Below are 21,098 nucleotides of genomic sequence, written 5' to 3'. Positions count from 1 at the left end.
CCATAAAAATTCTCGCTCGTGGCACCCCCCTCCCCAACCCTCCCCCGCAAGGGGGGAGGGAGCGCAGCCGAATCCGCGGCGAATGACTCGTTTCCAAACGATCTCCATCATCGGCGCCGGTGCGTGGGGCACGGCGCTCGCCGCCGTCGCCGCGCGTGCCGGGCGTGACGTCACGCTCTATGCGCGCGATGCCGACCACGCCGCGCGCATCGGCGCTGCCCGTGAGAACCCGCGCCTGCCCGGCATTCCCCTCGCGTCGCGCATCGCCGTGACCGCCGATCTCGCCGAGGCCGCCCGCGCCGACGCCGTTCTCATCGTTGTCCCCGCCCAGCATCTGCGCGGCGCCGTCATGCATCTCGCCCCGCTGCTCCGTCCGGGCACGCCGCTCGTCGCCTGCGCCAAGGGCATCGAACACGGCACCCATAAATTCATGACCGAGGTGATCGCGGAGGCCGCGCCGAACGCAGTCCCGGCGATCCTGTCCGGTCCGAGCTTCGCGGACGACGTCGCGCGCGGGCTCCCGACCGCGGTGACGCTCGCCGCGCCCGACGAGGCGCTCGCGGCTGATCTCGTCCATGCGCTGGGCTCGCCGACCTTCCGGCCCTATCACTCCACCGACGTGCGTGGCGTCGAAATCGGCGGCGCCGCCAAGAATGTGCTGGCGATCGCTGCCGGCATCGTTTCCGGCCGCAAGCTCGGCGCCTCGGCGCTGGCGGCGCTGACCACGCGCGGCTTCGCCGAGCTGGTGCGGCTCGGCCGCGCCTATGGCGCCCGCAGCGAAACGCTCACCGGCCTGTCCGGCCTCGGCGACCTCATCCTGACCTGCGCCGGCCCGCAATCGCGCAACTTCGCCGCCGGCCTCGCGCTCGGCCGCGGCGAGCCGCTCCCTGCTGGCAAGCTCGCCGAGGGGCAGTACACCGCGCCGGTGCTGGTCGAGCTCGCCGCGTCGCGCGGCGTCGAGATGCCGGTGGCGCAGGCGGTGGCCGCCATTCTCGCCGGCACCGTGACGATCGATGCCGCGATCGAGGCGCTGATGATGCGCCCGTTCAAGGCGGAGGAGTGAGCGGTGTAGGCGCGACTCCACGCCGCTGATCATGCAGCCATCTCCGCCCTCTTGCCCGCGCTTGTCGCGGGCATCCATGTCTAAGATAATATGGCTGGCGGTGAGACGTGGATGGCCGGGCCTTTGACAGACGTGCTTCGCACTCTTGCCCGGCCACGACGAATGGAAAGAGAACGGAACTATGAGCTACTGGCTGGTGAAATCCGAACCCTCGGTATGGTCGTGGGACCAGCAGGTGGAGAAGGGCGCGAAGGGGGAGGCCTGGACCGGCGTGCGCAACTACACGGCGCGGCAGAACCTGGTGGCGATGAAGAAGGGCGAGCTCGCCTTCTATTATCATTCCAACGAGGGCAAGGAGATCGTCGGCATCGCCGAGATCATCAAGGAAGCCTATCCCGACCCGACCGACAAGACGGGCAAGTTCGTCTGCGTCGACATCAAGGCGCACAAGCCCTTCAAGACCCCGGTGACGCTCGCCGCGATCAAAACTGACAAGAAGCTGTCGGAGATGGCGCTGGTGAAGCAGTCGCGGCTCTCGGTGCAGCCGGTGACGGCGGAGGAGTGGAAGCACATCTGCAAGCTGGGCGGCGTGTAGGGCGCAAGGGCTTGTGAGACGCGCAAGGCGTTAGCGCCATTCGTGGTAGCTCCGGACCTGCGGCTGCCATGGGCAGGCTGCGTCCTTTCAGGCGCCGCGCTATGATGCTACGTTCAGTTGTAGCAGGGAGCACCTGCTTCCTGCTCCATACCGAACAGGAGACCGACATGTCTGACAGCGTCTACAAAGTCATCGAGCTGATCGGTACCAGCAGCGAATCTTGGGAAAGGGCAGCTACCAACGCCGTCGAGCAGGCGGCGAAGACACTCCGAGACCTGCGTGTCGCAGAAGTGGTCCAGCTCGATATGCAGCTCGACGCGAAGGGGAAGGTGGAAGCCTATCGAGCCAAGCTCAACGTGTCGTTCAAGTTCGAAGGCGCATGAGCTGACCATCGACCTGCGTTGTCGTTCGCCGGACTATCGGCCGCGGCAAGGTTTGAGCCTGCAATCCGGTGTCGTGCCCGCCATCGGGGGCATGACCGTGGACGTCTCGGTTCGGCTTCCCGGGGATGGCGAGGCGGGACGGACCACAAGCCTGTCATACGGAAATTGCCCGTCGCGCCGGTTATGTCGCAGGGCGCGCCGCTGCATGACGATCGGGAGTTCGGATCAGAGATCGAGACCTTTCTTCCTCAGTTCATTGACCATCTGCTTCCTGATCTCTTCGCCGAGAGCTTGACCAAATTTCTGCCCGGCAATGCTCGACTCCTGGGTGACGGACGGCAGCTTCTGCAGGACTCTTTGACCTGTCGGGGTCCTGTAGAACTCAGCCATGGTCCTGAGGTCGTCCGCCGAGAAGTTCCTGGCATAGACGACCGCGATCGCATCCGAGAATTCGGAAACCCTGCCCTGAAAGGCCTGAGTGAACTTCGGGATCAACGCATCATATTGCAGAGCGACCTCGGCGCGCCCCTGGACGATCGTCGGTCTCAGGTTCTTCAGAACGATCGGCAACAGGGCTGTCGCCTGGTCATTCATATGCATCACGGAGACCAGCTCTTTCGCCGCCGCCAAGGACTCCTGTGATGTCGCTTGGGCTCTTGCCGATGGCGGCGTTGCGGCGGTGAGCCAAATGGCGGAGGCGACGACTACGTACCGACAGCGATGCTTCATCCTGATCCCCCATGTGCCGGCTGCAGCGGCGATCGCTGTTACGGCCGGGTTCCAATTCTTAAGATCAGCCGGAGCCAGCGAACAGTATTGCTAAGCTGTGTTTTCTGCCGCTGCAACCGGATTGGCATCCCCGCGCTATTGTGCGGATCAAAGCCTGCTCTGTTGCCCGTCGGGCAGTTTCCGCATTCCCGACATGCGCCAATTGCCCGTCGAGTTAGTTTGCCGCAGCCGCGCCGGCTTGTGTCGTCGGGCAAATCACCTTCACATTTCCGCGCATCCTGTTGCCGCATGAGGGGCGTTTCGCGACCGTCACGGACCGTTGGCAGTGGGAGGCGATGGGCGTGTGTTGCCGCAGCGTAGTTCAGTCTGCGCGGACGAACGGCGATGCACGCACGGTCAAGTCGCGCGGTCCTGATATCCCGATGCTGATATCAAGCGGGTGGTGATGCTAACGTGTCGCGCTCGTGATGGTGGCCAACAAGCCCGGCGCGCCAAGGAGAACGCGAAGCAGCCGTTAAAACCGTTGCGCAGGGAGGGCCGGGTGGCGGGCTCAAGCGGTGGTCGCAACACCAAGTGTTTTCATTCGTGACAGCAGCTCGTCAAGCGCCTCTGCTGGAGTTTTCCATCCTAGCGTCTTTCTCGGTCGGGAATTGAGCGCTGCGGCCACGGCGGCGATCTCGTCAGCATCGTAGACGCTCAGATCGGTACCTTTCGGGAAGTACTGCCGCAGCAGGCCATTCGTGTTCTCGTTCGTGCCACGTTGCCAGGGGCTTCTTGGATCGCAGAAGTAGATCTGAAGGTCTGTATCGATCTTGAGGTCACTGTGTTGAGCCATTTCGGTCCCCTGATCCCAGGTTAGCGAGCGGCGGAGTTCTTTGGGCAAGGTGACGATGGTGCGCGTGATCGCATCGCGTACCGCTTCAGCTCCGTGTCCGGAGAGCGCAGGCCCATCCTTCGTACGTGGGCCGTCGTCAAACCCCGGCAACCGTGGAAGGTGTAGGAGCATTGTAAACCGCGTGCTGCGTTCGACCAGCGTGCCGATTGCCGAGCTGGCGGAGCCGACGATCAGATCTCCTTCCCAATGTCCCGGCACAGCTCGATCCGCGACTTCGGCCGGACGCTCACTGATCATGATCTCCGGCGATATGAAGCCTTTGCTGCGCTTCCGCGTACGCGCTCGGGGCACGCGCAGCGCACGTCCCGTTCGCAAACAGGACGACAACTCGCGTTTCAGCGCTCCTCGGCCCTGAACAAAAAGCGCCTGGTAAATGGCTTCGTGGCTGATGCGCATCGCCTCGTCATCCGGGAAGTCGATCGGCAAGCGCCGGGCAATCTGCTCGGGACTCCACGCTTTCGTCCACCCCTGATCCTGGCTAGAGCCCGCACGACCGGCCTTCCGCCGAACGCCGCCTGGAGGCGCGACAAACCCTGCAAGCCGCTCTTCAACATAAGCGCGCAAGGCGGCGTTGCTTGCAAGCTTGCTCGGCTTAGGACGCCGGGCCGATCGATCTGCATGCCACTGGGCGGCCGTCGCCCGATAGGCCATCTTGCCGCCGTGCGTGGCTGCATTGCGATCGAGTTCACGGGAGATGGTCGAGGGAGACCGATTGAGGCGCCGTGCTATCTCTCGTACAGAATGGCGCTGCGCATTCAGCAGCGCAATCTCTTCGCGCTCAGAAAAGGAGAGGTGCCGTCCGGAGAGCGGCTTCGCTGAAGGTCGGAACATTGCCGGTGCCACGCCGCCCGCTTTTCGAAATAATCGGGGGCCGACAGCATCCGATAATCCAGCAGCCAGCGCAGCATTCTCGCTGTTCAATCCAGCGGCAATCCCACGCCAAAATTTCTGCTGTTCCGCACGCCCCGCAACTGGTGGGCGCCCCAATGATCCCAGCTTGCCCCGCGTTGACCGTTTCTTTCGAATGCCCATCGCAACCTCCTCATCGAGTGTTGCGACGACCAATTGAATCCACCGGTGTGTTCGGCCAGACCTGTGGTACCTGCCGCCTGCATTTTCTTTCGCAGGCGGGCCACGGGCGCGGCCAGCGCCCGGCCTTCCCTGCGCCCTCTGTTTTCCGAGGGCGGTGAGTTTCAGCACAGCTCGGGCGCATCGTGTCGCGAGAACGAGATCGTTCGCCTTCGAGCTGCTTCTCGGAGGCAACGTCGGGCGCGCCAACCACAGCTGTCGTCCCGGGCAAGCGCGAAGCGCGCCGACCCGGGATCCATAACCACAGGGTTCAGTTGTCTTGCACGGGACTCGCAGCCTGCCTCTTACAAACATCGCGCGGTATGGGTCCCTGCGTTCGCAGGGACGACACCGGTTATTTGGCGCGCGCTCGGCCCTCACGATCCAAACAAAAAGAAAGGGGCCCCAGCTTGCGCTGGAGCCCCTCAACGGTCAGGGCATTGCCGGGTATTTGCCCGAACCGAAGTTGCGGACCTGGTCGCGTACGACCAAGTCCCGGGAGAACTCAGTAGTTGTAGGCGCGCTCGCCGTGGTCGGTGATGTCGAGACCCTCGCGCTCCTGCTCCACGGTCGGGCGCAGGCCGATGACCACGTCGACGACCTTGTAGAGGATCGCCGAGCCGACACCCGACCACACCAGCGTGGCGACGACAGCCTTGATCTGCGCCAGCATCTGCGTGGCGAAGTCGTAGGTGCCGGCGTTGTTGCCGGTGATGTTGGTGTAGTCGGTGATGCCGACGCCACCCAGAGCCGGGTTGACCAGGATGCCGGTGGCCAGGGCGCCGATGATGCCGCCGATGCAGTGCACGCCGAACACGTCGAGCGCGTCGTCATAGCCCAACGCGTTCTTCACGGTGGAGACGAAGAACAGGCAGACCGGGGAGACGATCAGGCCGAGCACCAGCGCGCCGATCGGACCGGCATAACCGGAGGCCGGGGTGACGGCGACGAGACCGGCAACCGCGCCCGAGCAGATGCCGAGCAGCGAGGGCTTGCCCTTGACCGCCCATTCGCACAGCAGCCAGGACAGCGCCGCACCGGCGGTGGCGACCATGGTGTTGACGAAGGCCAGGGCGGTGACGCCGTTCGATTCCAGGTTGGAGCCGGCATTGAAGCCGAACCAGCCGACCCACAGCAGCGCGGCGCCGATCATGGTCATGGTCAGCGAGTGCGGAGCCATCAGCTCCTTGCCGTAGCCGGTGCGCTTGCCGATCAGAACCGCGCCCACCAGACCGGCAATGCCGGCGTTGATGTGAACGACGGTGCCGCCCGCGAAGTCGAGAGCGCCAGCGCCGGCGAGCCAGCCGACAGCGCCGGTGACTTCGTCGAGCTTGGCCTGGGCGGCGGTCTTGGCGGCAGCGTCGCCAGCGGCAGCGAGAGCCTTGGCAGCAGCAGCGACGTCATCGGGAGCTGCGATGTACCAGACCCAGTGCGCGATCGGGAAGTAGATGAAGGTCACCCAGAGCAGGATGAACAGCATCACCGCCGAGAACTTGATGCGTTCGGCGAAGGCGCCGACGATCAGGGCCGGGGTGATCATCGCGAAGGTCATCTGGAACACGAAGTAGGCCAGCTCCGGGATCACCACGCCGTTCGAGAAGGTCGGAACGGTCGAGTTGGCGTCGACGCCGTGCAGGAAGGCCTTGGAGAAGCCGCCGACCCACGAGGTCATGCTGCCGCCGTCGGTGAAGGCGAGCGAGTAGCCGTAGAGCGTCCAGATCACGCCGACCATCGCAACGATGGCGAACACCTGCGTGAGGACCGAGGCCATGTTCTTGGTGCGGACGAGGCCGCCATAGAACAGCGCGAGGCCGGGGATGGACATCATCAGGACGAGGGCGCTGGACACGAGCATCCAGGCGACGTCGCCCTTGTTGGGAACGGGGGCGGCTGCGGCAGCGGCGGCAGGCGCGTCCTCGGCGAACGCCACATCGGCGAGGCCTGCGACGCAGAGCCCTGCAATTGCGAGCGTAACCCATCCCGCGCTGGTTGGACGCTTGAACGTCATTTTATTGTACTCCGTAAGTGTTCTGGTTTGAGCGCGAAATCAAAGGGCCGCAGCGTCCGCTTCGCCGGTGCGGATGCGCACGGCGTGGTCGAGGCTGATGACGAAGATCTTGCCGTCGCCGATCTGGCCGGTCTTGGCGGCCGAGCTGATCGCATCGATGGTCTTGTCGACCTGGTCGGAGGGGATCGCGACCTCGATCTTGATCTTGGGCAGGAAGCTCACCGCATATTCGGCGCCGCGGTAGATTTCCGTATGACCTTTCTGACGGCCGTACCCCTTCACTTCCGTCACCGTGAGACCATGAACGCCGATGGCGGTCAGGGCGTCCCGGACTTCTTCGAGCTTGAATGGCTTAATGATCGCCATAACAATTTTCATGGGTCCTATCCCCGCTTGGGCCCGGCACGGACGTTACCGAGCGCTTCCTGTCGACTGAGGTTCACCACGCGGAGAAATCTTCACGACGCGGGCACAGCCGGGAGCGATAGAATCAAATGCCGTGCCAGACGGCTGGTCAGGGCTAACGAGCGGTGAATCCTGACCTTTTCACCCCTCACCGGGGGCATCAAAGGCTGCGCTATTCCGTCGCGCTCAAGGAATGGGCAGGCATGCGCAAAAGTTGCGCATGTCAGGCTCAAGACACAATGCTGCTCACCGCGCGGGCAGAATCCCGCGACGCCGAACAGGTCAATTGGCGCCAATTGCTGCAGCTATTGCAGCGCCTCGCCATGCTGGGAGATGTCGAGTCCTTCCAGCTCGTGCTCGCGCGACACCCGCAGCGGCACGAAGGCGCTGACCAACTTGAGGAGCCCCCAGGTGACGCCGCCCGACCACACCAGGGTGACGGCGACGCCGTAGAGCTGGGCCGCAAGCTGCTTCGGGTTGCCCTCGATCAGCCCGGCTGTGCCGCCGATCGCGGCGGTCGCGAACACGCCGGCCAGCAGCGTGCCGGTGAGGCCGCCGATGCCGTGGACGCCGAACACGTCGAGCGAATCGTCATAGTTGAAGCGGTGCTTCAGCGAGGTGCAGGCCCAGTAGCAGATGATACCGGCGAGCGCGCCGATCACCAGGCCATGCCAGGGGGCGACGAAGCCGGACGCGGGCGTGATGGTGCCGAGGCCGGCCACCGCGCCGGAGATCATGCCGAGCACCGACGGCTTGCGCCGCGTCGACCATTCCAGCGCGCCCCAGGTGACGGCGCCGGCGCAGGCGGCCAGATGCGTCGTCAGGATCGCCATCACCGCATGCGCATTCGCCCCGAGCGCCGAGCCGCCATTGAAGCCGAACCAGCCGACCCAGAGCAGGCCGGTGCCGACCACCGCGAGCGACAGATCGAACGGCGAGAGGTTCTCGCTGCCATAGCCCTGGCGGCGTCCCATCACCAGCGCCGCGACCAATCCCGCGGTGCCCGCGGAGAGATGCACGACGAGACCGCCGGCGAAGTCGACCACGCCGGCCTGCGCAAGAAAGCCGCCGCCCCAGATCCAATGCGCCAGCGGCACATAGACGAAGATGAACCATGCGATGCTGAACAGGAGATAGGCGGAGAAGCGCATGCGGTCGGCGACCGAGCCCGCCACCAGCGCCACCGTGATGATCGCGAACGTCATCTGGTACAGCATGAACAGCGACTCGGGGATCGTCCTGGCGCCGGGATGGACGCTGTCCATGCCCATGCCGGCGAGGAAGGCGCGGTCGAGCGAGCCGATCCAGGTGCCGTCGCCGACGAAGGCCAGCGAGTAGCCGAATGCGACCCACAGGATCGAGATCAGCATCACGGCTGCGAGGCTCTGCGCCATCGTCGCCAGCACGTTCTTCTTGCGCACCATGCCCGAGTAGAACAGCGCCAGACCGGGAATGGTCATCATCAGCACCAAAGCGGTGGCGACGATCATCCAGGCGGTGTCGGCCGGTTCGATCGTGGACGGCGCTGCGGCCGCTGCTGGCGTGGTGAAGGCAATCGCGCCCGCTGCAGCCAATGCTGCAGACGCGCGCAGGCAACGAGACGCGCAGGTCTCCATGACAGTCCCCCCGGCATGTCAGATGTTAGGATTTTGCAGTCCGCCGCGCCGTTGCGGCGGGCGTGCAGCCGTTGCGGCTGCTTGACGGGCTTAGAGTGCGTCGGTGTCGGTCTCGCCGGTGCGGATGCGGCGGGCATGATCGATCGGCGTCACGAAGATCTTGCCGTCGCCGATCTGGCCGGTGCGCGCGTGCGTCGTGATCACCTCGACCGCCTTCTCGGCGATGTCGGAGTTGACCGCGATCTCGATGCGCAGCTTGGGTAGGAAGTTCACGATATACTCGGCGCCCCGGTAGATCTCGGTATGGCCCTTCTGGCGGCCGTAGCCCTTGACCTCGGTGACGGTCATGCCGTGGACGCCGATCGCGGTGAGGGCCTGGCGCACCTCGTCGAGCTTGAAGGGTTTGATGATCGCGACGACGAGCTTCATGGGCGGGCCTTGGTTTCCTCGGATCGAAGCCGCCTGTTTCGGAGGCAGGCTTGGGACGGCCGTTTTGGCCTGTTCCTAGGCAAATGGCACAAAATCAGCGCAGCGTTAAGCGAAAACGTCAAGGAGTGACGGATATCACTGAACGGAACGCGACATCGCCCGACAGACTGAAGACGTTTCCTGCCATCCTCCATTCAAGGACATCCCATGTCGAATCGTTCCTGGTATTACGCGGCGCAAGGCCAGCAACAGGGCCCCATTTCGGAAGACGAACTGCGCGACCTGATCGCGCGGGGTGTCGTCACGGCCGAGACGCTGCTGTGGAGCGACGGGATGGCCGGCTGGGAGAAGGCCGGGCGCATTCCCGGCCTGATGTCGGGCGTGCCGAGCATGTCGCCGGCGACGCCGCCCGCGTTCGATTCCGGCGGCGCCGCCCCGGCCGGCGCGCTCTCGGTCACGCTCGAGACCTGGTCCTATCTCGGCTGGACCTTGCTGTATGTCGTCGGCCAGTTCCTGATCGTCATCACGCCGTGGACCGCCGTCTACCTCTACCGCTACGTGATCGAGCGGATGAGGGTGCCCGGCCGGCCGAATCTGACCTTCACAGGCCAGCCGCTGGACATCTGGTACGTCTTCATCGCGATGGGCGTGCTGGCCTATGTCGGCCTCAGCGACCGGCCGATCCTCAACCTGATCTCGCTGGTCGCTCCGGCGTTCCTGGGCTGGATGGTGCTGCGCTGGCTTCTGAGCAACCTCGCCTCGAATGGCGAGCGGTTGCCGATCCATTTCGAAGGCAGCCCCGTCGTCTATGCCGGCTGGTACCTGCTGATGATCGTGTCGGGCATCACCATCATCGGCTGGGCCTGGGTGCTGACCGCCTGGATGCGCTGGGTCTGCCGCAACATCCAGGGGACGCGGCGCGAGGTCGTGTTCACCGGCTCGGGCCTGCAGGTGCTGTGGCGCACCTTCGCGTTCGTGCTCGGCTGCTCGGTGATCATTCCGATCCCGTGGCTGCTGCGCTGGTACAGCGCCTGGTACGTGTCGCAATTCGCGGTCGTGCCGCGGACGGCGCAGCCGGTGTGAGGCTGCTACGTCCGGCGCTCGCGGATCGAGCCCTCCTGCGCGACGGAGGCGACCAGCGTGCCGTCGGGCTTGAAGATCGAGCCGCGGGTCAACCCGCGGCCGCCCTGCGCGCTCGGCGAATCCTGCGCATAAAGCAGCCATTCGTCGGCGCGGAACGGCCGGTGAAACCACATCGCGTGATCCAGCGAGGCCGGCATCATGCGCTTGTCGAACAAGGTGCGGCCATAGCGCGCCATGACCGCGTCGAGCAGCGAGAAGTCCGACGCATAGGCCAGCGCGCACATGTGCAGCGCCGGATCATCGGGCAGCTTCGCCGCCGTCTTGATCCAGACGTTGATGCGGCCATCCTCGATCTTATGGCCGAAGTACCGGTTCAGTTCGACGGGGCGCAGCTCGATCGGCCGGTCGGATTCGTAGTAGCGGCGGATGAAGTCCGGCATCCTTTGGAAGACCTCCTGAAACATCGGCTGCTTGGAGATCTCCTCCGCCGTCAGCTTCTCCGGCGGCGGCACGTCCGGCATCTTGTCCTGGTGGTTGAATGCGCTGTCCTCGTCGCTGTGGAAGGACACCATGATCGAGAAGATCGCATTGCCGTGCTGGATCGCAGTGACGCGCCTCGTCGCATAGCTCTTGCCGTCGCGCAGGCGCTCGACCTGGTAGATGATCGGCACCTGCGGGTCGCCGGGCAGGATGAAGTAGCAGTGCAGCGAATGCGGCAGCCGGCCCTCGACAGTGCGGCACGCCGCCATCATCGCCTGGCCGATCACTTGGCCGCCGAACACGCGCTGCCAGCTCGTCTTCGGGCTGTTGCCGCGGAACAGGTTCACCTCGATCGGCTCGAGATCGAGGATCGAGATCAGGTCGATCAGTCCCTTGGACATGGCGTGGTGCTTTCGCTGGCTCGGCCGTCCGCTCCGGCCCCGTTCCAGCGGGATCAGGCATCCGGAAATGACGGTCTCGGAGGGCAGACCTTGTTTCACGCCCCTGTTTCGCCCAGCTATACTCCACTCGCAAGAGTAACCGTGAGCAGGGCGGCATGACGACACAGCGAAGCATTGTCATTTGTGGCGGGGCGTTTGCCGGCCTGGCGCTGGCGTTGGCGCTCCGTCAGGGGCTTGGGCCCGAGGTGCCGGTGATCGTGGCCGATCCGGCGCTCGCCAACCGGCCGAGCCGCGATCCGCGCGCCAGCGCCATCGTCGCGGCCTGCCGCAAGCTGTTTGACGCGATCGGGGTCTGGGCCGATGTCGCGCCCGACGCGCAGCCGATCCTCGACATGGTCATCACCGACTCCAAGCCCGAGGATGCGATCCGCCCGGCGTTCCTGACCTTTGCGGGCCAGGTCGAGGCCGGCGAGCCGTTCGCGCACATGGTCGAGAACCGGCTCTTGATCGACGCGCTGGTCCGGCATGCGGAGGCCGCAGGCGTCGAGCTCAAGGCGATGCCGGTGACCGGCTTTGCGACGCGGGCCGACGGCATCGCGGTGACTCTGGGCGACGGCAGCCAGCTCGAGGCGAGCCTGCTGGTTGCCGCTGACGGCGCGCGTTCGAAGCTGCGCGAGCGCGCGGGCATCCAGACCCATGGCTGGGACTATGACCAGTCCGGCATCGTCGTGACCATCGGTCACGAGCGCGACCATGGCGGCCGCGCCGAGGAGCATTTCCTTCCGCCCGGACCATTCGCGATCCTGCCGCTGACCGGCAAGCGCTCCTCGCTGGTGTGGACCGAGCGGCGCGCCGAGGCGAAGCGCCTCGTCGCGCTCAGCGCGGATGAATTCCAGGCCGAGCTGGAGAAGCGCGCCGGCCTGCATCTCGGCGAGTTGAAGGTGCTTGACCAGCCGCGCGCGTTCCCGCTGTCCTACTTCGTCGCCCGCTCGTTCATCGCGCCGCGGCTGGCGCTGGTCGGCGACGCCGCCCATGTGATCCACCCCATCGCGGGGCAGGGGCTCAACATGGGGCTGAAGGACGTCGCTGCACTGGCCGAGGTCGTGGTCGATGCGGCAAGAATGGGAATCGATCCGGGGCAGGTCGATGTCCTCGAGCGCTATCAGCGCTGGCGCCGCTTCGACACGATGGCGATGGGCGTTGCCACCAACTCGCTGAACTTCCTGTTCTCCAATAAATCGACGCTGTTGCGGGCCGTGCGCGACATCGGCCTTGGGATCGTCGATCGCGCGCCGCCTTTGAAGGAGCTGTTCATCAAGCAGGCCGCGGGCCTGACCGGAGAGATGCCGAGGCTGTTGAAGGGCGAGGCGCTTTGAGGCTCAGCGCGGGCCTGCGGCGGCGATGAAACCGGCGACGGCGTCGATCATGTCGGGGTCGAGCGGGCGGCCCGGATCGTTGTAGGAGGCGAGGTTCTCGTCCTCGTTGGCGACGTCGACCAGAACGTGGTTCATCTCCGGCAGCCACAGCGACTTGGCGGCCGGTGCGGCGGCGGCGAGCGCGACCATGTCGAGGCGCGCGATCTGGTGGTCGCGAGCGCCGCCGACGATCAGGATCGGGATCGAGAGCTGCTTGAGCGGATCGATCGGATCCTCGGCGAAGGCGGAGCCGATGCTGGGCTGCATGCTCGGCGCGATCGGCAGTTCGGGCGGTGGCGGGTCCACGACCTGCCCGGCCATGATGGCATCGATCGCCTTGGCGACCGGCTCCATCTTCGCGGCCGGCAGCTTCTTCTCGAGCTGCGCCTTCAACAGGTCGCCCTGCCGCCGCGCCGACGACGCGAGCAGGACGAGACGGTCGACCGGGGTGCGACGGGCGGTGAGGATGGCGACCAGGCCGCCCTCGCTGTGGCCGACCAGGACGATCCGGGCGAACTTGCCGCGCAGGAAGTCGACCAGCGCGGCGGCGTCCCCGACATAATCCTTGAAGCGGAAGTCTTCCGGGCGGCCGAACTCCGCCTTCCAGCCGCGCGCGCCGCGCTTGTCGTAACGCAGGCTGGCGATGCCCTGGGCGGCGAGCTGCTCGGCGAGCTTCTTCAAGGTCGCCGGCTTGAGCTGCGGCCCATTGCCGTCCCGGTCCGTCGACCCGGAGCCGGCGATCAGCAGCGCCACCGGAGGGCGCTCGACGCCCGCTGGCGTGGTCAAGACGGCGTCGAGTGCGCCAATGCGGACGGCGCTCTCCTCGGCCGAGACCACCGAGGTGAGGGCCATCAGCGCCACGGCGAGTGCGCAGCGGATCACGACGGGCCGCATCGGTCAGTCGATCTTCCGCGCTTCCTCCGGCAGCATGATCGGGATGCCGTCGCGGATCGGGTAGGCGAGCTTCGCCGACCGCGAGACCAGCTCCTGCTTCGCCGCGTCGTATTCCAGCGGGCCCTTGGTCATCGGGCAGACCAGGATCTCGAGCAGCTTGGGATCGACGGAATTGGCGGGGCGTTCGAGCGGGGCGTTCATGGCAAGGGTCTCCGGCGGGCGCCTCTGTAGCATATCGTCCGCCTGGTTGTCGTCCTTCAAGGCTTGTGCAGGGCGATCCGGATCAGCTCGTCGATGACCGTGTCCAGTTGCTGGGCCGGCAACGGCCGATCCGACAGCGCGTGGCCGAGGAAGGCCCAGTACAGCACCTGGGCGCGTGCGTGCGCGATCGCCGGCATCAGTCCTTCGGCTGAAAGCAGGCTCTCGACATAGCCGAGCCGGCGTCTGTCGATGGCCTGGACGGCCTGGCGCGCGGCGGGGTCGGATCCGGCCCAGCTGCGCACGGCGCGCTCCAGGGTGAGCTTGACGGTGAACGTGCGCCGGAGGAGCACGGCAATGGCCGGCTGGTCGCCGGCGCTCGCCTCCACCCCGGTGATGATCTGCTCGGCCGCAATCTCCCGCCACTTTTTGAGGAGGGCGGCGTGAAACGCGGCCACATCGGCGAAATGCCAGTAGAAGCTGCCGCGCGACACGCCCATGGCTTTCGCCAGCGGCTCCGCCTTCAGCGCGGTGAAGCCCCGGGTGGCCAGCACCTTCAATCCCTGTGTCAGCCAATCGTCGGCGGAGAGCTGATCCGTCATGTCGTCACCATCAGGAGCGACCATACATAACTGTATTGACGGCCGCCAGGGCTTCGTGCAACTTCCATACATAACTGTATGGAGGTTGTGCCATGCGCGATGCGCTGCTCGTAACCGCGGGGCTGATGGCGATCACCGTCGCCGTGATCCATGGCGTGCTCGGCGAGACGATGGTGTTCGCGCGTGCCACCATCTCGCCGGAGCGGTTGCGAACCCTGCTGCGGCTGATCTGGCAGACCGGCACGGTGGCGTGGATCGGCTGTGGCGTGCTGCTCGCGGCCGCCCCGCGAATGGCGTCGGAGTCGGCGCGGCATTGGACGGTGGTCACGGTCATCGTCGTGTTCACCTTCGCTGCTGGCGCCAATGCGCTGGCGACGCGCGCGCGGCATTTCGGCTGGATCATGCTCGCCGGCGTGGTCCTCCTCGCCATCGCCGGCTACTGACGCTGCGAATCCGGTCGACATCGCCGCGGCACAAACTCGGCGAGATCACGGCATTGCGACGCTTTGCAACCGCTGCATCGCCTCAACTGCCGTTCGGCCGCACTCCGTTCACCGCGAGGCCACTGCCACGACACATTCGCCAAGAATGGTTCCAACTTAGAAGGAGTCTCTTTGCAGACACGGCGGCGAGCCGCTTAGCTGTTCGTCGTCGCGAACGGGTGCCCGGCGTCGACATCGATCCGGGCGCGTAACCGTTCTCCGATTTGCTTGTCGGGATAGGAGAGGGGACGGATCGATGTTGGTCGACGTGGTGCGGAAGTTGGTCGTCGTAGGTGGAAGCGTCGGCATGCTGCTGATGGCAGCGCAGGCGCACGCCGGGGGATCGAACGAGATCTGCCTCACCTATGCCAATGGTCAATTCGAGCCCAAGGAGCCGACCGTTCCTGCCGACGCGCCGCTGACGATCCGCGTCAAGAACATGGAGAGCAAGGCCATCGAGTTCGAGAGCGAGACCCTGAAGGTCGAGAAGGTGATCGCGGCCAACAGCGAGGCGGTGCTCAACGTCCGCGCCATGAAGTCCGGGCGGTACGAGTTCTATAACGACTTCAACGAAAAGGCCCGCGGCTTCGTCAACGTCCAATAGGTCCAGATCCCATGCTCGCCGCCCTGATCATCGTCTTCCGCGAAGTGTTCGAAGCCGGCCTGATCGTCGGCATCGTGCTTGCCGTCACCAGCGCGGTCCCGCATCGCCTGCGCTGGATCGGCGCGGGGCTGTTTGCCGGCCTGGTCGGCGCATGCATCGTCGCGGCGTTCGCGGGAACGCTGACTCAGCTATTCGAAGGCATGGGACAGGAATTGTTCAATGCAGGGGTCCTGTCGGCTGCCGTGATCATGCTGACCTGGCACAATGTCTGGATGGCCCGGCACGGCCGCGAGATGAGCAACGAGTTGCGGACGATGGGCCAAGCGGTGGCCGAAGGCGCCAAGCCGCTGGTCGCGCTGGCGACCGTGATCGCCATCGCCGTGTTGCGCGAGGGCAGCGAGGTCGCGCTGTTTCTCTATGGCGTGGCGGCCTCCGGTGACGGCGGCGGGCGGGCGCTGCTCGGTGGCGGCGTCCTTGGCCTGCTGCTCGGCGTCGCCGTCTGTCTCGCGACCTATCTGGGTCTGATGCGTATCCCGCCGCGCGCGCTGTTCAAGACCACCACCGTGCTGATCACCCTGTTGTCGGCGGGAATGGCCGCGCAGGCAGTGTTCTTTCTCGCCCGCGCCAACTGGCTGACATCGTTCGACCAGGTGGTGTGGGATTCGAGCGCAGTTCTGCCCGAGCGTGGCGTCGCCGGACGGACCCTCAAGGCCCTGATCGGCTATACGGATCAGCCCACCGCGATGCAGCTCGCGGTTTACATCGGGGTGATCCTCGCCACCATCGCGCTGATGCGTCTCACGGCGGCGCCGCCAGCACCGCGTGCTGCCGCCGCCGAATGATCATTGCAGCGGCGGATCGCCCGAGGTCCGCTTCTTGGCGAGATCCATCTCGGTCACGGCGATGAGGATTTCGGCGCGGGTCTTGAGGTCCGGCGCCTCGAGCATCGCCTGCTTCTCCGCCGGACCGTAGGGCGACATCATCGCCAGCGCGTTCACGAGCGCTTCGTTCGGCGCGGCTTCGATGCCGGCCCAGTCGACCTTGAGATTGTTGGCCTTGAGGAAGTCGGTGAGCACCGCGAGCAGCGCCTCGCGGTCGACCGCGTCCTCACCCTTGCGCGCCGTGAAATCATCGACGAACGGGAAATAATCGACCTTGCACTGCCGATAGGGCGTGAGCACCGTCATTTCCTCGACCACCTTGAAGCGGGACACGCCCGTGAGCTCGAGGATGTAGCGGCCATCGCCGGACTCGGCGAGCTGCGTGATCCGGCCGACGCAGCCGACCTTGAACAGCACCGGCCGCTCCTCGCTGGAGGAATGCGTGACGTCGGGCTGGATCATGCCAATGAGCCGATGGCCGTCGCGAAGCGCATCGTCGACCATCGCGAGATAGCGCGGCTCAAAAATGTTGAGCGGCATTTGGCCGCGCGGCAGCAGCAAGGCTCCCGCCAATGGAAACACCGGAACGATCTCCGGCAGCTCGGCGGGACCGCGATATTCGGCATTGATCGGCATGCGATACCTCGTGTCCGCTGGAACGAGCGCGCGTCCCGTCCAGCCGGGTTACGAAAACAGGATCGTCGACAGCCGCTTGCGGCCCTCGATAGTGGCCTCGTCGGCGCCGCCCCAGGCTTCGAAGAACTGCACGAGCTGCTTGCGCGCGCCGTCCTCGTTCCATTTGCGGTCACGCTTCACGATCTCAAGCAGCTGGTCGGTGGCTTCCTTCCGCTTGCCCGCGGCGTTCAGTGCGATCGCCAGGTCAAAACGCGCCTGGTGGTCGAGCGGATTGGCGGCGACCTTCTGTTCGAGCTCGCCGACCGGCCCGAGCGACTGGGCCTGCTCTGCCAGATCGATCGCGGCCTGCACGGCGGAGACCGCCGAATCGCTGCGCTTGGAGTCCGGGACCATCGCAAGCGTCTGCTTGGCCTCGTCGATCGCGCCGAGCTCGACCTGGCACTTCGCAAGCCCGGCGATCGCCGGGATGTTGGCGGCATCGACCGCGAGCACCTCGGCATAGATCTCGGCCGCGCTGGCCGCATCGCCCTCGGCCAGCACGGCTTCGGCTTCCTTGAGGATTTCGGCGATGTCGGGCTCGCCGACGCCGGGAACGCCCTTGGTGATCTTTTCGATGAAGGCGGCGACCTGGCTCTCGGGCACGGCACCCATGAAGCCGTCGGCGGGCCGTCCGCCGACGAACGCGATCACGGCCGGAATCGACTGGATGCCCATCTGGCCAGGGATGGCCGGATGTTCGTCGATGTTCATCTTGACCAGCTTGACCTTGCCATTGGCGGCCTTGACGGCCTTTTCCAGGATGGGCGTCAGCTGCTTGCACGGTCCGCACCACGGCGCCCAGAAGTCGATGAGGACCGGCTGCCGCTTCGATTCCTCGATGACGTCCTTCACGAAGCTCTGCGTCGTGGTGTCCTTGATCAGATCCGGCACCTGCGGCGCCGCTCCGCCGCCCTGCTCAACAATGGTCACGGGGTCCCTCGTCCGAAAAATTCCGATGGACGGCGACCGGGAACCGGCCGCCGCCGCGCCTCAATACACGTTTTCTCCCACTTTAAGTGGCGGTCCAGCTGGAAATTTCAATCAGCGCCCATCGCGGCCCGGTGATGGGCAGGTTTGGGCCCGGTTCGGCCGGCCCCGACCGCAAAAATTTGAACGTCGTCGGCGTACGAAACCTGTCGCAGACCTGTTGCATTCGTCCGCGGCATTTGGCATAGGTCTGCCCGTCGCTGGCGGCCACGCCGCCAAGGCGTCACGGATGCGGGTGTAGCTCAGTGGTAGAGCACGACCTTGCCAAGGTCGGGGTCGAGGGTTCGAACCCCTTCGCCCGCTCCAAAAATTCCGCTCCGTTCTCCTCTCGCCTTATGCCTCATCATTTCGTCGGCGGGGATTTGTCCCAGGCCGCGAGCGCGTCGGCGAATACCCGATCTCCACTGGGACCTTTGCCGATGGCGAGGATGCCCCGGCGCTGGTTCGCATAGACGACCGGGATGTCGAACCATTCGCGCCGTGCGAGGAGTTCCTCGTTGCGCGTGCGATCGGCCTCGACGTTGGACAAGCCCACCAGGAACGAACCTTCGGTGATCTTGACGGAAAGCCCGGCAAGCGGCGTCCCGCGCGACTTCTCATCCGTCTTCATCAGCATTCCCGGGACGCTGCTGATGCCGCCACCGACGAAGTCGGCAGCGGGCCTGAATGTGAGCTCGGCGACATGGCTGGCCGGCAGGCTGGGATCGTCGTTGCGGCGCAACTGCAGGCTGACCTTCAGCTTGCGCTCGGGAATGTCGATCTCGCCACGGATCACCGGCATGAGCTGTCCTGATTGTGCGTTCTTGACCGTCTCGGTCCGCCAGGTGATCGAGCCGGAATAGCGCCTACCCTTGGGGTCGGAGAGATCCTCATCATACAGCACGGCAAGTCCGGGCGTCCGCGCATCTGCCGCGTCGGACGAGGCGGTCGGGCTCGAAACGGGAGCGCTGCTCCGGGCGGCGTCAGGGCCGGCCGGCTGCGTCGGCTTCGCGGCGGCGGCGCTCAGTTGAGCGCCGCTGTCGATCGACGTGAACATCACGAGCGGCCGCTGCGCTCCGCTGGTGGCGCGCTCCACCGCGGCGTCGGTCTGGTTGAGGATCTCGATCAGACGTTGGCCAGGCTGCTGGAGCGCCTCTGCAAGGGCTGCGGCGAACACGCCGTGGCCGTCCGGGCCGCGCTGTCCTGCCGTCCCGGCCTGTGCGGCAAAGGAGATCACGGTCCGTGCGGAAACGTCGACCGGGACGAGGCCGGCGGCAAGACCGGCGATGCCGCGCCCGGCGAACGGATTGGAGCGGAAGGCGTCGAGAATGATCACGTTCTGCCGGGGGCTCGATCCGCCCAGCTCGCGCAGAATCGCAGTCAGGTCGCGCAGCTCGGTGTTGAGATCCGCAGCTGTCGCCGGTGCCGCGTCGACCGGGACGAGATAATCGGCGCCGCCCAGGTTGAGCCCATAGCCGGCATAATAGATCAGCGCGACGTCGGCGTCGGCGATCCTGCCCTTGAACTCGGCAAGCGCGCGATCGAAGCCTCGCCTGTCGAGGTCGATCTGCGCGGCACCGCCGCTCAGGGTGAAGCCGAGTCGCGACAGGCTGTCGGCGATCAGCCGGGCATCCGCCGCCGGCTCGTCCAGCAGCGGCGCGCGCTCGTGAATGGCGTTGCCGATCACCAGCGCCACGCGCTTGTCGGCAGCAGCGGGCCCGGTCGAGATCAGGATCGCGCCGACGACAAGGATGGTTGCAGATAGTAGCTGTCCAACTCGGCCGATCACCCGACGCATGCCAACGATCTCCTGTCACCCGATCTGCGCGCTTGTGCGACGATTTTACCGCATTTCGAACAAAACAGGAACAAGAAACGTGGCAGGAAAGAGAAATCGCCGTGGGCTGTCGGCGGCCTAGACGACCACCGGCGTGCGCACCCGGCCGGCATCGCCGAACACGCGGAGATAACGGGCGATCTCGGCGGGATCGCCGGTCGCCTTCTCCGGGTTGTCGGACAGCTTCACGGCGGGATGCCCGTCTGCCGACGTCACCTTGCAGACCAGCGAGATCGGATCGAGGTCGACCGAGCCGTCCGGCGAGCAGCCGACGAAATCGTTGGTCAGGTTGGTGCCCCAGCCGAACGACAGCCGCACCTGATCGGAGAATCGATGATGGAGCTGCTCGATCGATTCGACGTCCATCGCGTCGGAGAACACGAGCAGCTTCTGCTTGGGATCGCGCCCCTTCGATTTCCACCAGGCGATGATCTCCTCGCCGGCCTGGATCGGCGGCGCGCTGTCGGGACGGAAGCCGGTCCAGTCGGCGACCCAGTCGGGTGCGTCGCGCAGGAAGGCCTTGGTGCCGAATGCGTCGGGCAGCGCGATCAGGAGGTTGCCTGCGTAGGTCTGCCGCCACTGGTCGAGAATGCGATACGGCGCGAAGCGCAACTCGTCATCGTCCTTGGCAAGCGCCGCCGCGACCATCGGCAGCTCATGCGCGTTGGTGCCGATGGCCTCGAGGTCGTTGTCCATCGCCAGCAGCACGTTGGAGGTGCCGGTGAACGACGAGCCGAGACCTTCCTTGACGGCCTCGACGCACCAGCGCTGCCACAGGAAGCCGTGGCGGCGGCGGGTGCCGAAATCCGACAGCCGCAGCCCCTCGAGCTTGCGCAGCCGCTCCACTTTGGCCCACAGCTTGGCCTTGGCGCGGGCGAACAGCACGTCGAGTGCGAACCGGCCCTGGCCCTTCATGGCCTGGCGCGAGCGCAGCTCGTTGACGATCGCGAGCGCCGGGATCTCCCACATCGTGGTGTGGGTCCAGGGTCCGTGGAAATGCAGCTCGTACTGGCCCTCCGACTTGCGCAGCTCGTATTCGGGCAGGCGGAAATTGGCGAGCCAGGCGATGAACTCCGGCGAGAACATGTGGGTCTTGCCGTAGAAGGTGTTGCCGGCCAGCCAGATCAGCTCCTTCTTGGCGAAGCGGATGGTGCGGGCGTGATCGAGCTGGGCGCGCAATTCGCCTTCGTCGATGACGTCGCCGAGCCGCACCCGCCGGGTCCGGTTGATGACCGAGAAGGTCACCTGCTGACTCGGGTAGAACTCCCGAATCATCTGCAGCATCAACAACTTGTAAAAATCGGTGTCGAGCAGGCTGCGCACGATCGGATCGAGGCGCCAACCGTGATTATAGGTTCTGCTCGCGATGTCTGTGACTGTCATGTGATC

General features: G+C 65.6%; 22 protein-coding genes and 1 tRNA gene. 9 read left to right on the top strand and 14 right to left on the bottom strand.

Annotation, left to right across the window (positions count from 1 at the left end):
• Nucleotides 1-82 precede the first annotated feature (82 nt).
• From QW881_RS31355 to QW881_RS31345, 3 genes are all read left to right on the top strand, one after another.
• Nucleotides 83-1,063, top strand: coding sequence for an NAD(P)H-dependent glycerol-3-phosphate dehydrogenase (locus QW881_RS31355; RefSeq protein WP_315758692.1), 981 nt, complete (start codon nt 83-85; stop codon nt 1,061-1,063).
• 181 nt (nt 1,064-1,244) lie between these two features.
• On the top strand, nt 1,245-1,658 hold the full coding sequence (locus QW881_RS31350) for an EVE domain-containing protein (RefSeq protein ID WP_315758693.1): 414 nt from the start codon (nt 1,245-1,247) through the stop codon (nt 1,656-1,658).
• A 167-nt stretch (nt 1,659-1,825) separates the two neighbouring features.
• On the top strand, nt 1,826-2,041 hold the full coding sequence (locus QW881_RS31345) for a dodecin family protein (RefSeq protein ID WP_042340486.1): 216 nt from the start codon (nt 1,826-1,828) through the stop codon (nt 2,039-2,041).
• Nucleotides 2,042-2,266: 225 nt separating this feature from the next.
• On the opposite strand, the gene QW881_RS31340 is transcribed toward QW881_RS31345, so the two are convergent.
• From QW881_RS31340 to QW881_RS31315, 6 genes are all read right to left on the bottom strand, one after another.
• Entirely contained in the window at nt 2,267-2,770 is a 504-nt protein-coding gene (locus tag QW881_RS31340; protein ID WP_316159101.1) for a DUF2059 domain-containing protein, read from the bottom strand.
• Between the two features lie 550 nt (nt 2,771-3,320).
• Nucleotides 3,321-4,697: an IS30 family transposase gene (locus QW881_RS31335; protein WP_315715219.1), complete on the bottom strand. Its 1,377-nt coding sequence runs from the start codon at nt 4,695-4,697 to the stop codon at nt 3,321-3,323.
• A 541-nt stretch (nt 4,698-5,238) separates the two neighbouring features.
• Nucleotides 5,239-6,741, bottom strand: coding sequence for an ammonium transporter (locus QW881_RS31330; RefSeq protein WP_315758695.1), 1,503 nt, complete (start codon nt 6,739-6,741; stop codon nt 5,239-5,241).
• A 39-nt stretch (nt 6,742-6,780) separates the two neighbouring features.
• Nucleotides 6,781-7,119, bottom strand: coding sequence for a P-II family nitrogen regulator (locus QW881_RS31325; protein WP_006611147.1), 339 nt, complete (start codon nt 7,117-7,119; stop codon nt 6,781-6,783).
• A gap of 332 nt (nt 7,120-7,451) precedes the next feature.
• Nucleotides 7,452-8,762 (bottom strand): ammonium transporter, encoded by a 1,311-nt coding sequence (locus QW881_RS31320; RefSeq protein WP_315758696.1) that lies wholly within the window; start codon nt 8,760-8,762, stop codon nt 7,452-7,454.
• A gap of 90 nt (nt 8,763-8,852) precedes the next feature.
• Nucleotides 8,853-9,191, bottom strand: coding sequence for a P-II family nitrogen regulator (locus QW881_RS31315; protein ID WP_172112996.1), 339 nt, complete (start codon nt 9,189-9,191; stop codon nt 8,853-8,855).
• Between the two features lie 207 nt (nt 9,192-9,398).
• Here QW881_RS31315 and QW881_RS31310 point away from each other — a divergent pair, with 207 nt between their 5' ends.
• A complete protein-coding gene (locus QW881_RS31310; protein WP_315758697.1) occupies nt 9,399-10,274 on the top strand; it encodes a DUF4339 domain-containing protein in 876 nt (291 codons plus the stop codon).
• Between the two features lie 5 nt (nt 10,275-10,279).
• Here the strand turns inward: QW881_RS31310 and tesB are convergent, their stop codons facing one another.
• Nucleotides 10,280-11,155 (bottom strand): acyl-CoA thioesterase II, encoded by an 876-nt coding sequence (gene tesB / locus QW881_RS31305; protein ID WP_315740635.1) that lies wholly within the window; start codon nt 11,153-11,155, stop codon nt 10,280-10,282.
• 155 nt (nt 11,156-11,310) lie between these two features.
• Between tesB and QW881_RS31300 the strand changes: the two genes are divergently transcribed.
• Entirely contained in the window at nt 11,311-12,531 is a 1,221-nt protein-coding gene (locus QW881_RS31300; RefSeq protein ID WP_315758698.1) for a ubiquinone biosynthesis hydroxylase, read from the top strand.
• Between the two features lie 3 nt (nt 12,532-12,534).
• On the opposite strand, the gene QW881_RS31295 is transcribed toward QW881_RS31300, so the two are convergent.
• Genes QW881_RS31295 through QW881_RS31285 form a run of 3 tightly spaced genes read right to left on the bottom strand, consistent with a single transcriptional unit; the run spans nt 12,535 to nt 14,264 of the window.
• The gene (locus QW881_RS31295; protein ID WP_315758699.1) at nt 12,535-13,464 is read right to left on the bottom strand and encodes an alpha/beta hydrolase; all 930 of its coding nucleotides are present in this window, start codon (nt 13,462-13,464) and stop codon (nt 12,535-12,537) included.
• Between the two features lie 3 nt (nt 13,465-13,467).
• The gene (locus QW881_RS31290) at nt 13,468-13,665 is read right to left on the bottom strand and encodes a Trm112 family protein (RefSeq protein WP_006613415.1); all 198 of its coding nucleotides are present in this window, start codon (nt 13,663-13,665) and stop codon (nt 13,468-13,470) included.
• A 56-nt stretch (nt 13,666-13,721) separates the two neighbouring features.
• The gene (locus QW881_RS31285) at nt 13,722-14,264 is read right to left on the bottom strand and encodes a TetR/AcrR family transcriptional regulator (protein ID WP_315758700.1); all 543 of its coding nucleotides are present in this window, start codon (nt 14,262-14,264) and stop codon (nt 13,722-13,724) included.
• Nucleotides 14,265-14,356: 92 nt separating this feature from the next.
• On the opposite strand from QW881_RS31285, the gene QW881_RS31280 reads away from it, so the two are divergent.
• The 3 genes from QW881_RS31280 to QW881_RS31270 all read left to right on the top strand — a co-directional run bounded on the left by QW881_RS31280 (nt 14,357) and on the right by QW881_RS31270 (nt 16,192).
• Nucleotides 14,357-14,707 carry a hypothetical protein gene (locus QW881_RS31280; RefSeq protein WP_315758701.1) on the top strand — a complete coding sequence of 117 codons (351 nt, stop codon included), beginning with the start codon at nt 14,357-14,359 and terminating at the stop codon, nt 14,705-14,707.
• 295 nt (nt 14,708-15,002) lie between these two features.
• On the top strand, nt 15,003-15,350 hold the full coding sequence (locus QW881_RS31275; protein ID WP_315758702.1) for a cupredoxin domain-containing protein: 348 nt from the start codon (nt 15,003-15,005) through the stop codon (nt 15,348-15,350).
• 11 nt (nt 15,351-15,361) lie between these two features.
• Entirely contained in the window at nt 15,362-16,192 is an 831-nt protein-coding gene (locus QW881_RS31270; protein WP_315758703.1) for an FTR1 family protein, read from the top strand.
• Here the strand turns inward: QW881_RS31270 and QW881_RS31265 are convergent, their stop codons facing one another.
• Both QW881_RS31265 and trxA read right to left on the bottom strand, forming a co-directional pair.
• Entirely contained in the window at nt 16,193-16,867 is a 675-nt protein-coding gene (locus QW881_RS31265; protein ID WP_315715855.1) for an LON peptidase substrate-binding domain-containing protein, read from the bottom strand.
• A 48-nt stretch (nt 16,868-16,915) separates the two neighbouring features.
• Nucleotides 16,916-17,836 carry a thioredoxin gene (trxA, locus tag QW881_RS31260; RefSeq protein ID WP_315758704.1) on the bottom strand — a complete coding sequence of 307 codons (921 nt, stop codon included), beginning with the start codon at nt 17,834-17,836 and terminating at the stop codon, nt 16,916-16,918.
• A gap of 288 nt (nt 17,837-18,124) precedes the next feature.
• Between trxA and QW881_RS31255 the strand changes: the two genes are divergently transcribed.
• Nucleotides 18,125-18,199, top strand: a tRNA-Gly gene (locus tag QW881_RS31255).
• Between the two features lie 37 nt (nt 18,200-18,236).
• On the opposite strand, the gene QW881_RS31250 is transcribed toward QW881_RS31255, so the two are convergent.
• Both QW881_RS31250 and pncB read right to left on the bottom strand, forming a co-directional pair.
• The gene (locus QW881_RS31250) at nt 18,237-19,670 is read right to left on the bottom strand and encodes a caspase domain-containing protein (RefSeq protein ID WP_315758705.1); all 1,434 of its coding nucleotides are present in this window, start codon (nt 19,668-19,670) and stop codon (nt 18,237-18,239) included.
• A gap of 117 nt (nt 19,671-19,787) precedes the next feature.
• Complete coding sequence (gene pncB, locus QW881_RS31245; protein ID WP_315758706.1) at nt 19,788-21,092, bottom strand: nicotinate phosphoribosyltransferase; 1,305 nt, start codon at nt 21,090-21,092, stop codon at nt 19,788-19,790.
• Nucleotides 21,093-21,098: the final 6 nt, after the last annotated feature.

This window comes from Bradyrhizobium sp. SZCCHNS3016 (assembly GCF_032484535.1).
GTDB lineage: Bacteria > Pseudomonadota > Alphaproteobacteria > Rhizobiales > Xanthobacteraceae > Bradyrhizobium.
Note: the sequence above shows the minus strand (reverse complement) of the source record. Positions and strands in the feature narration are given on the sequence as shown.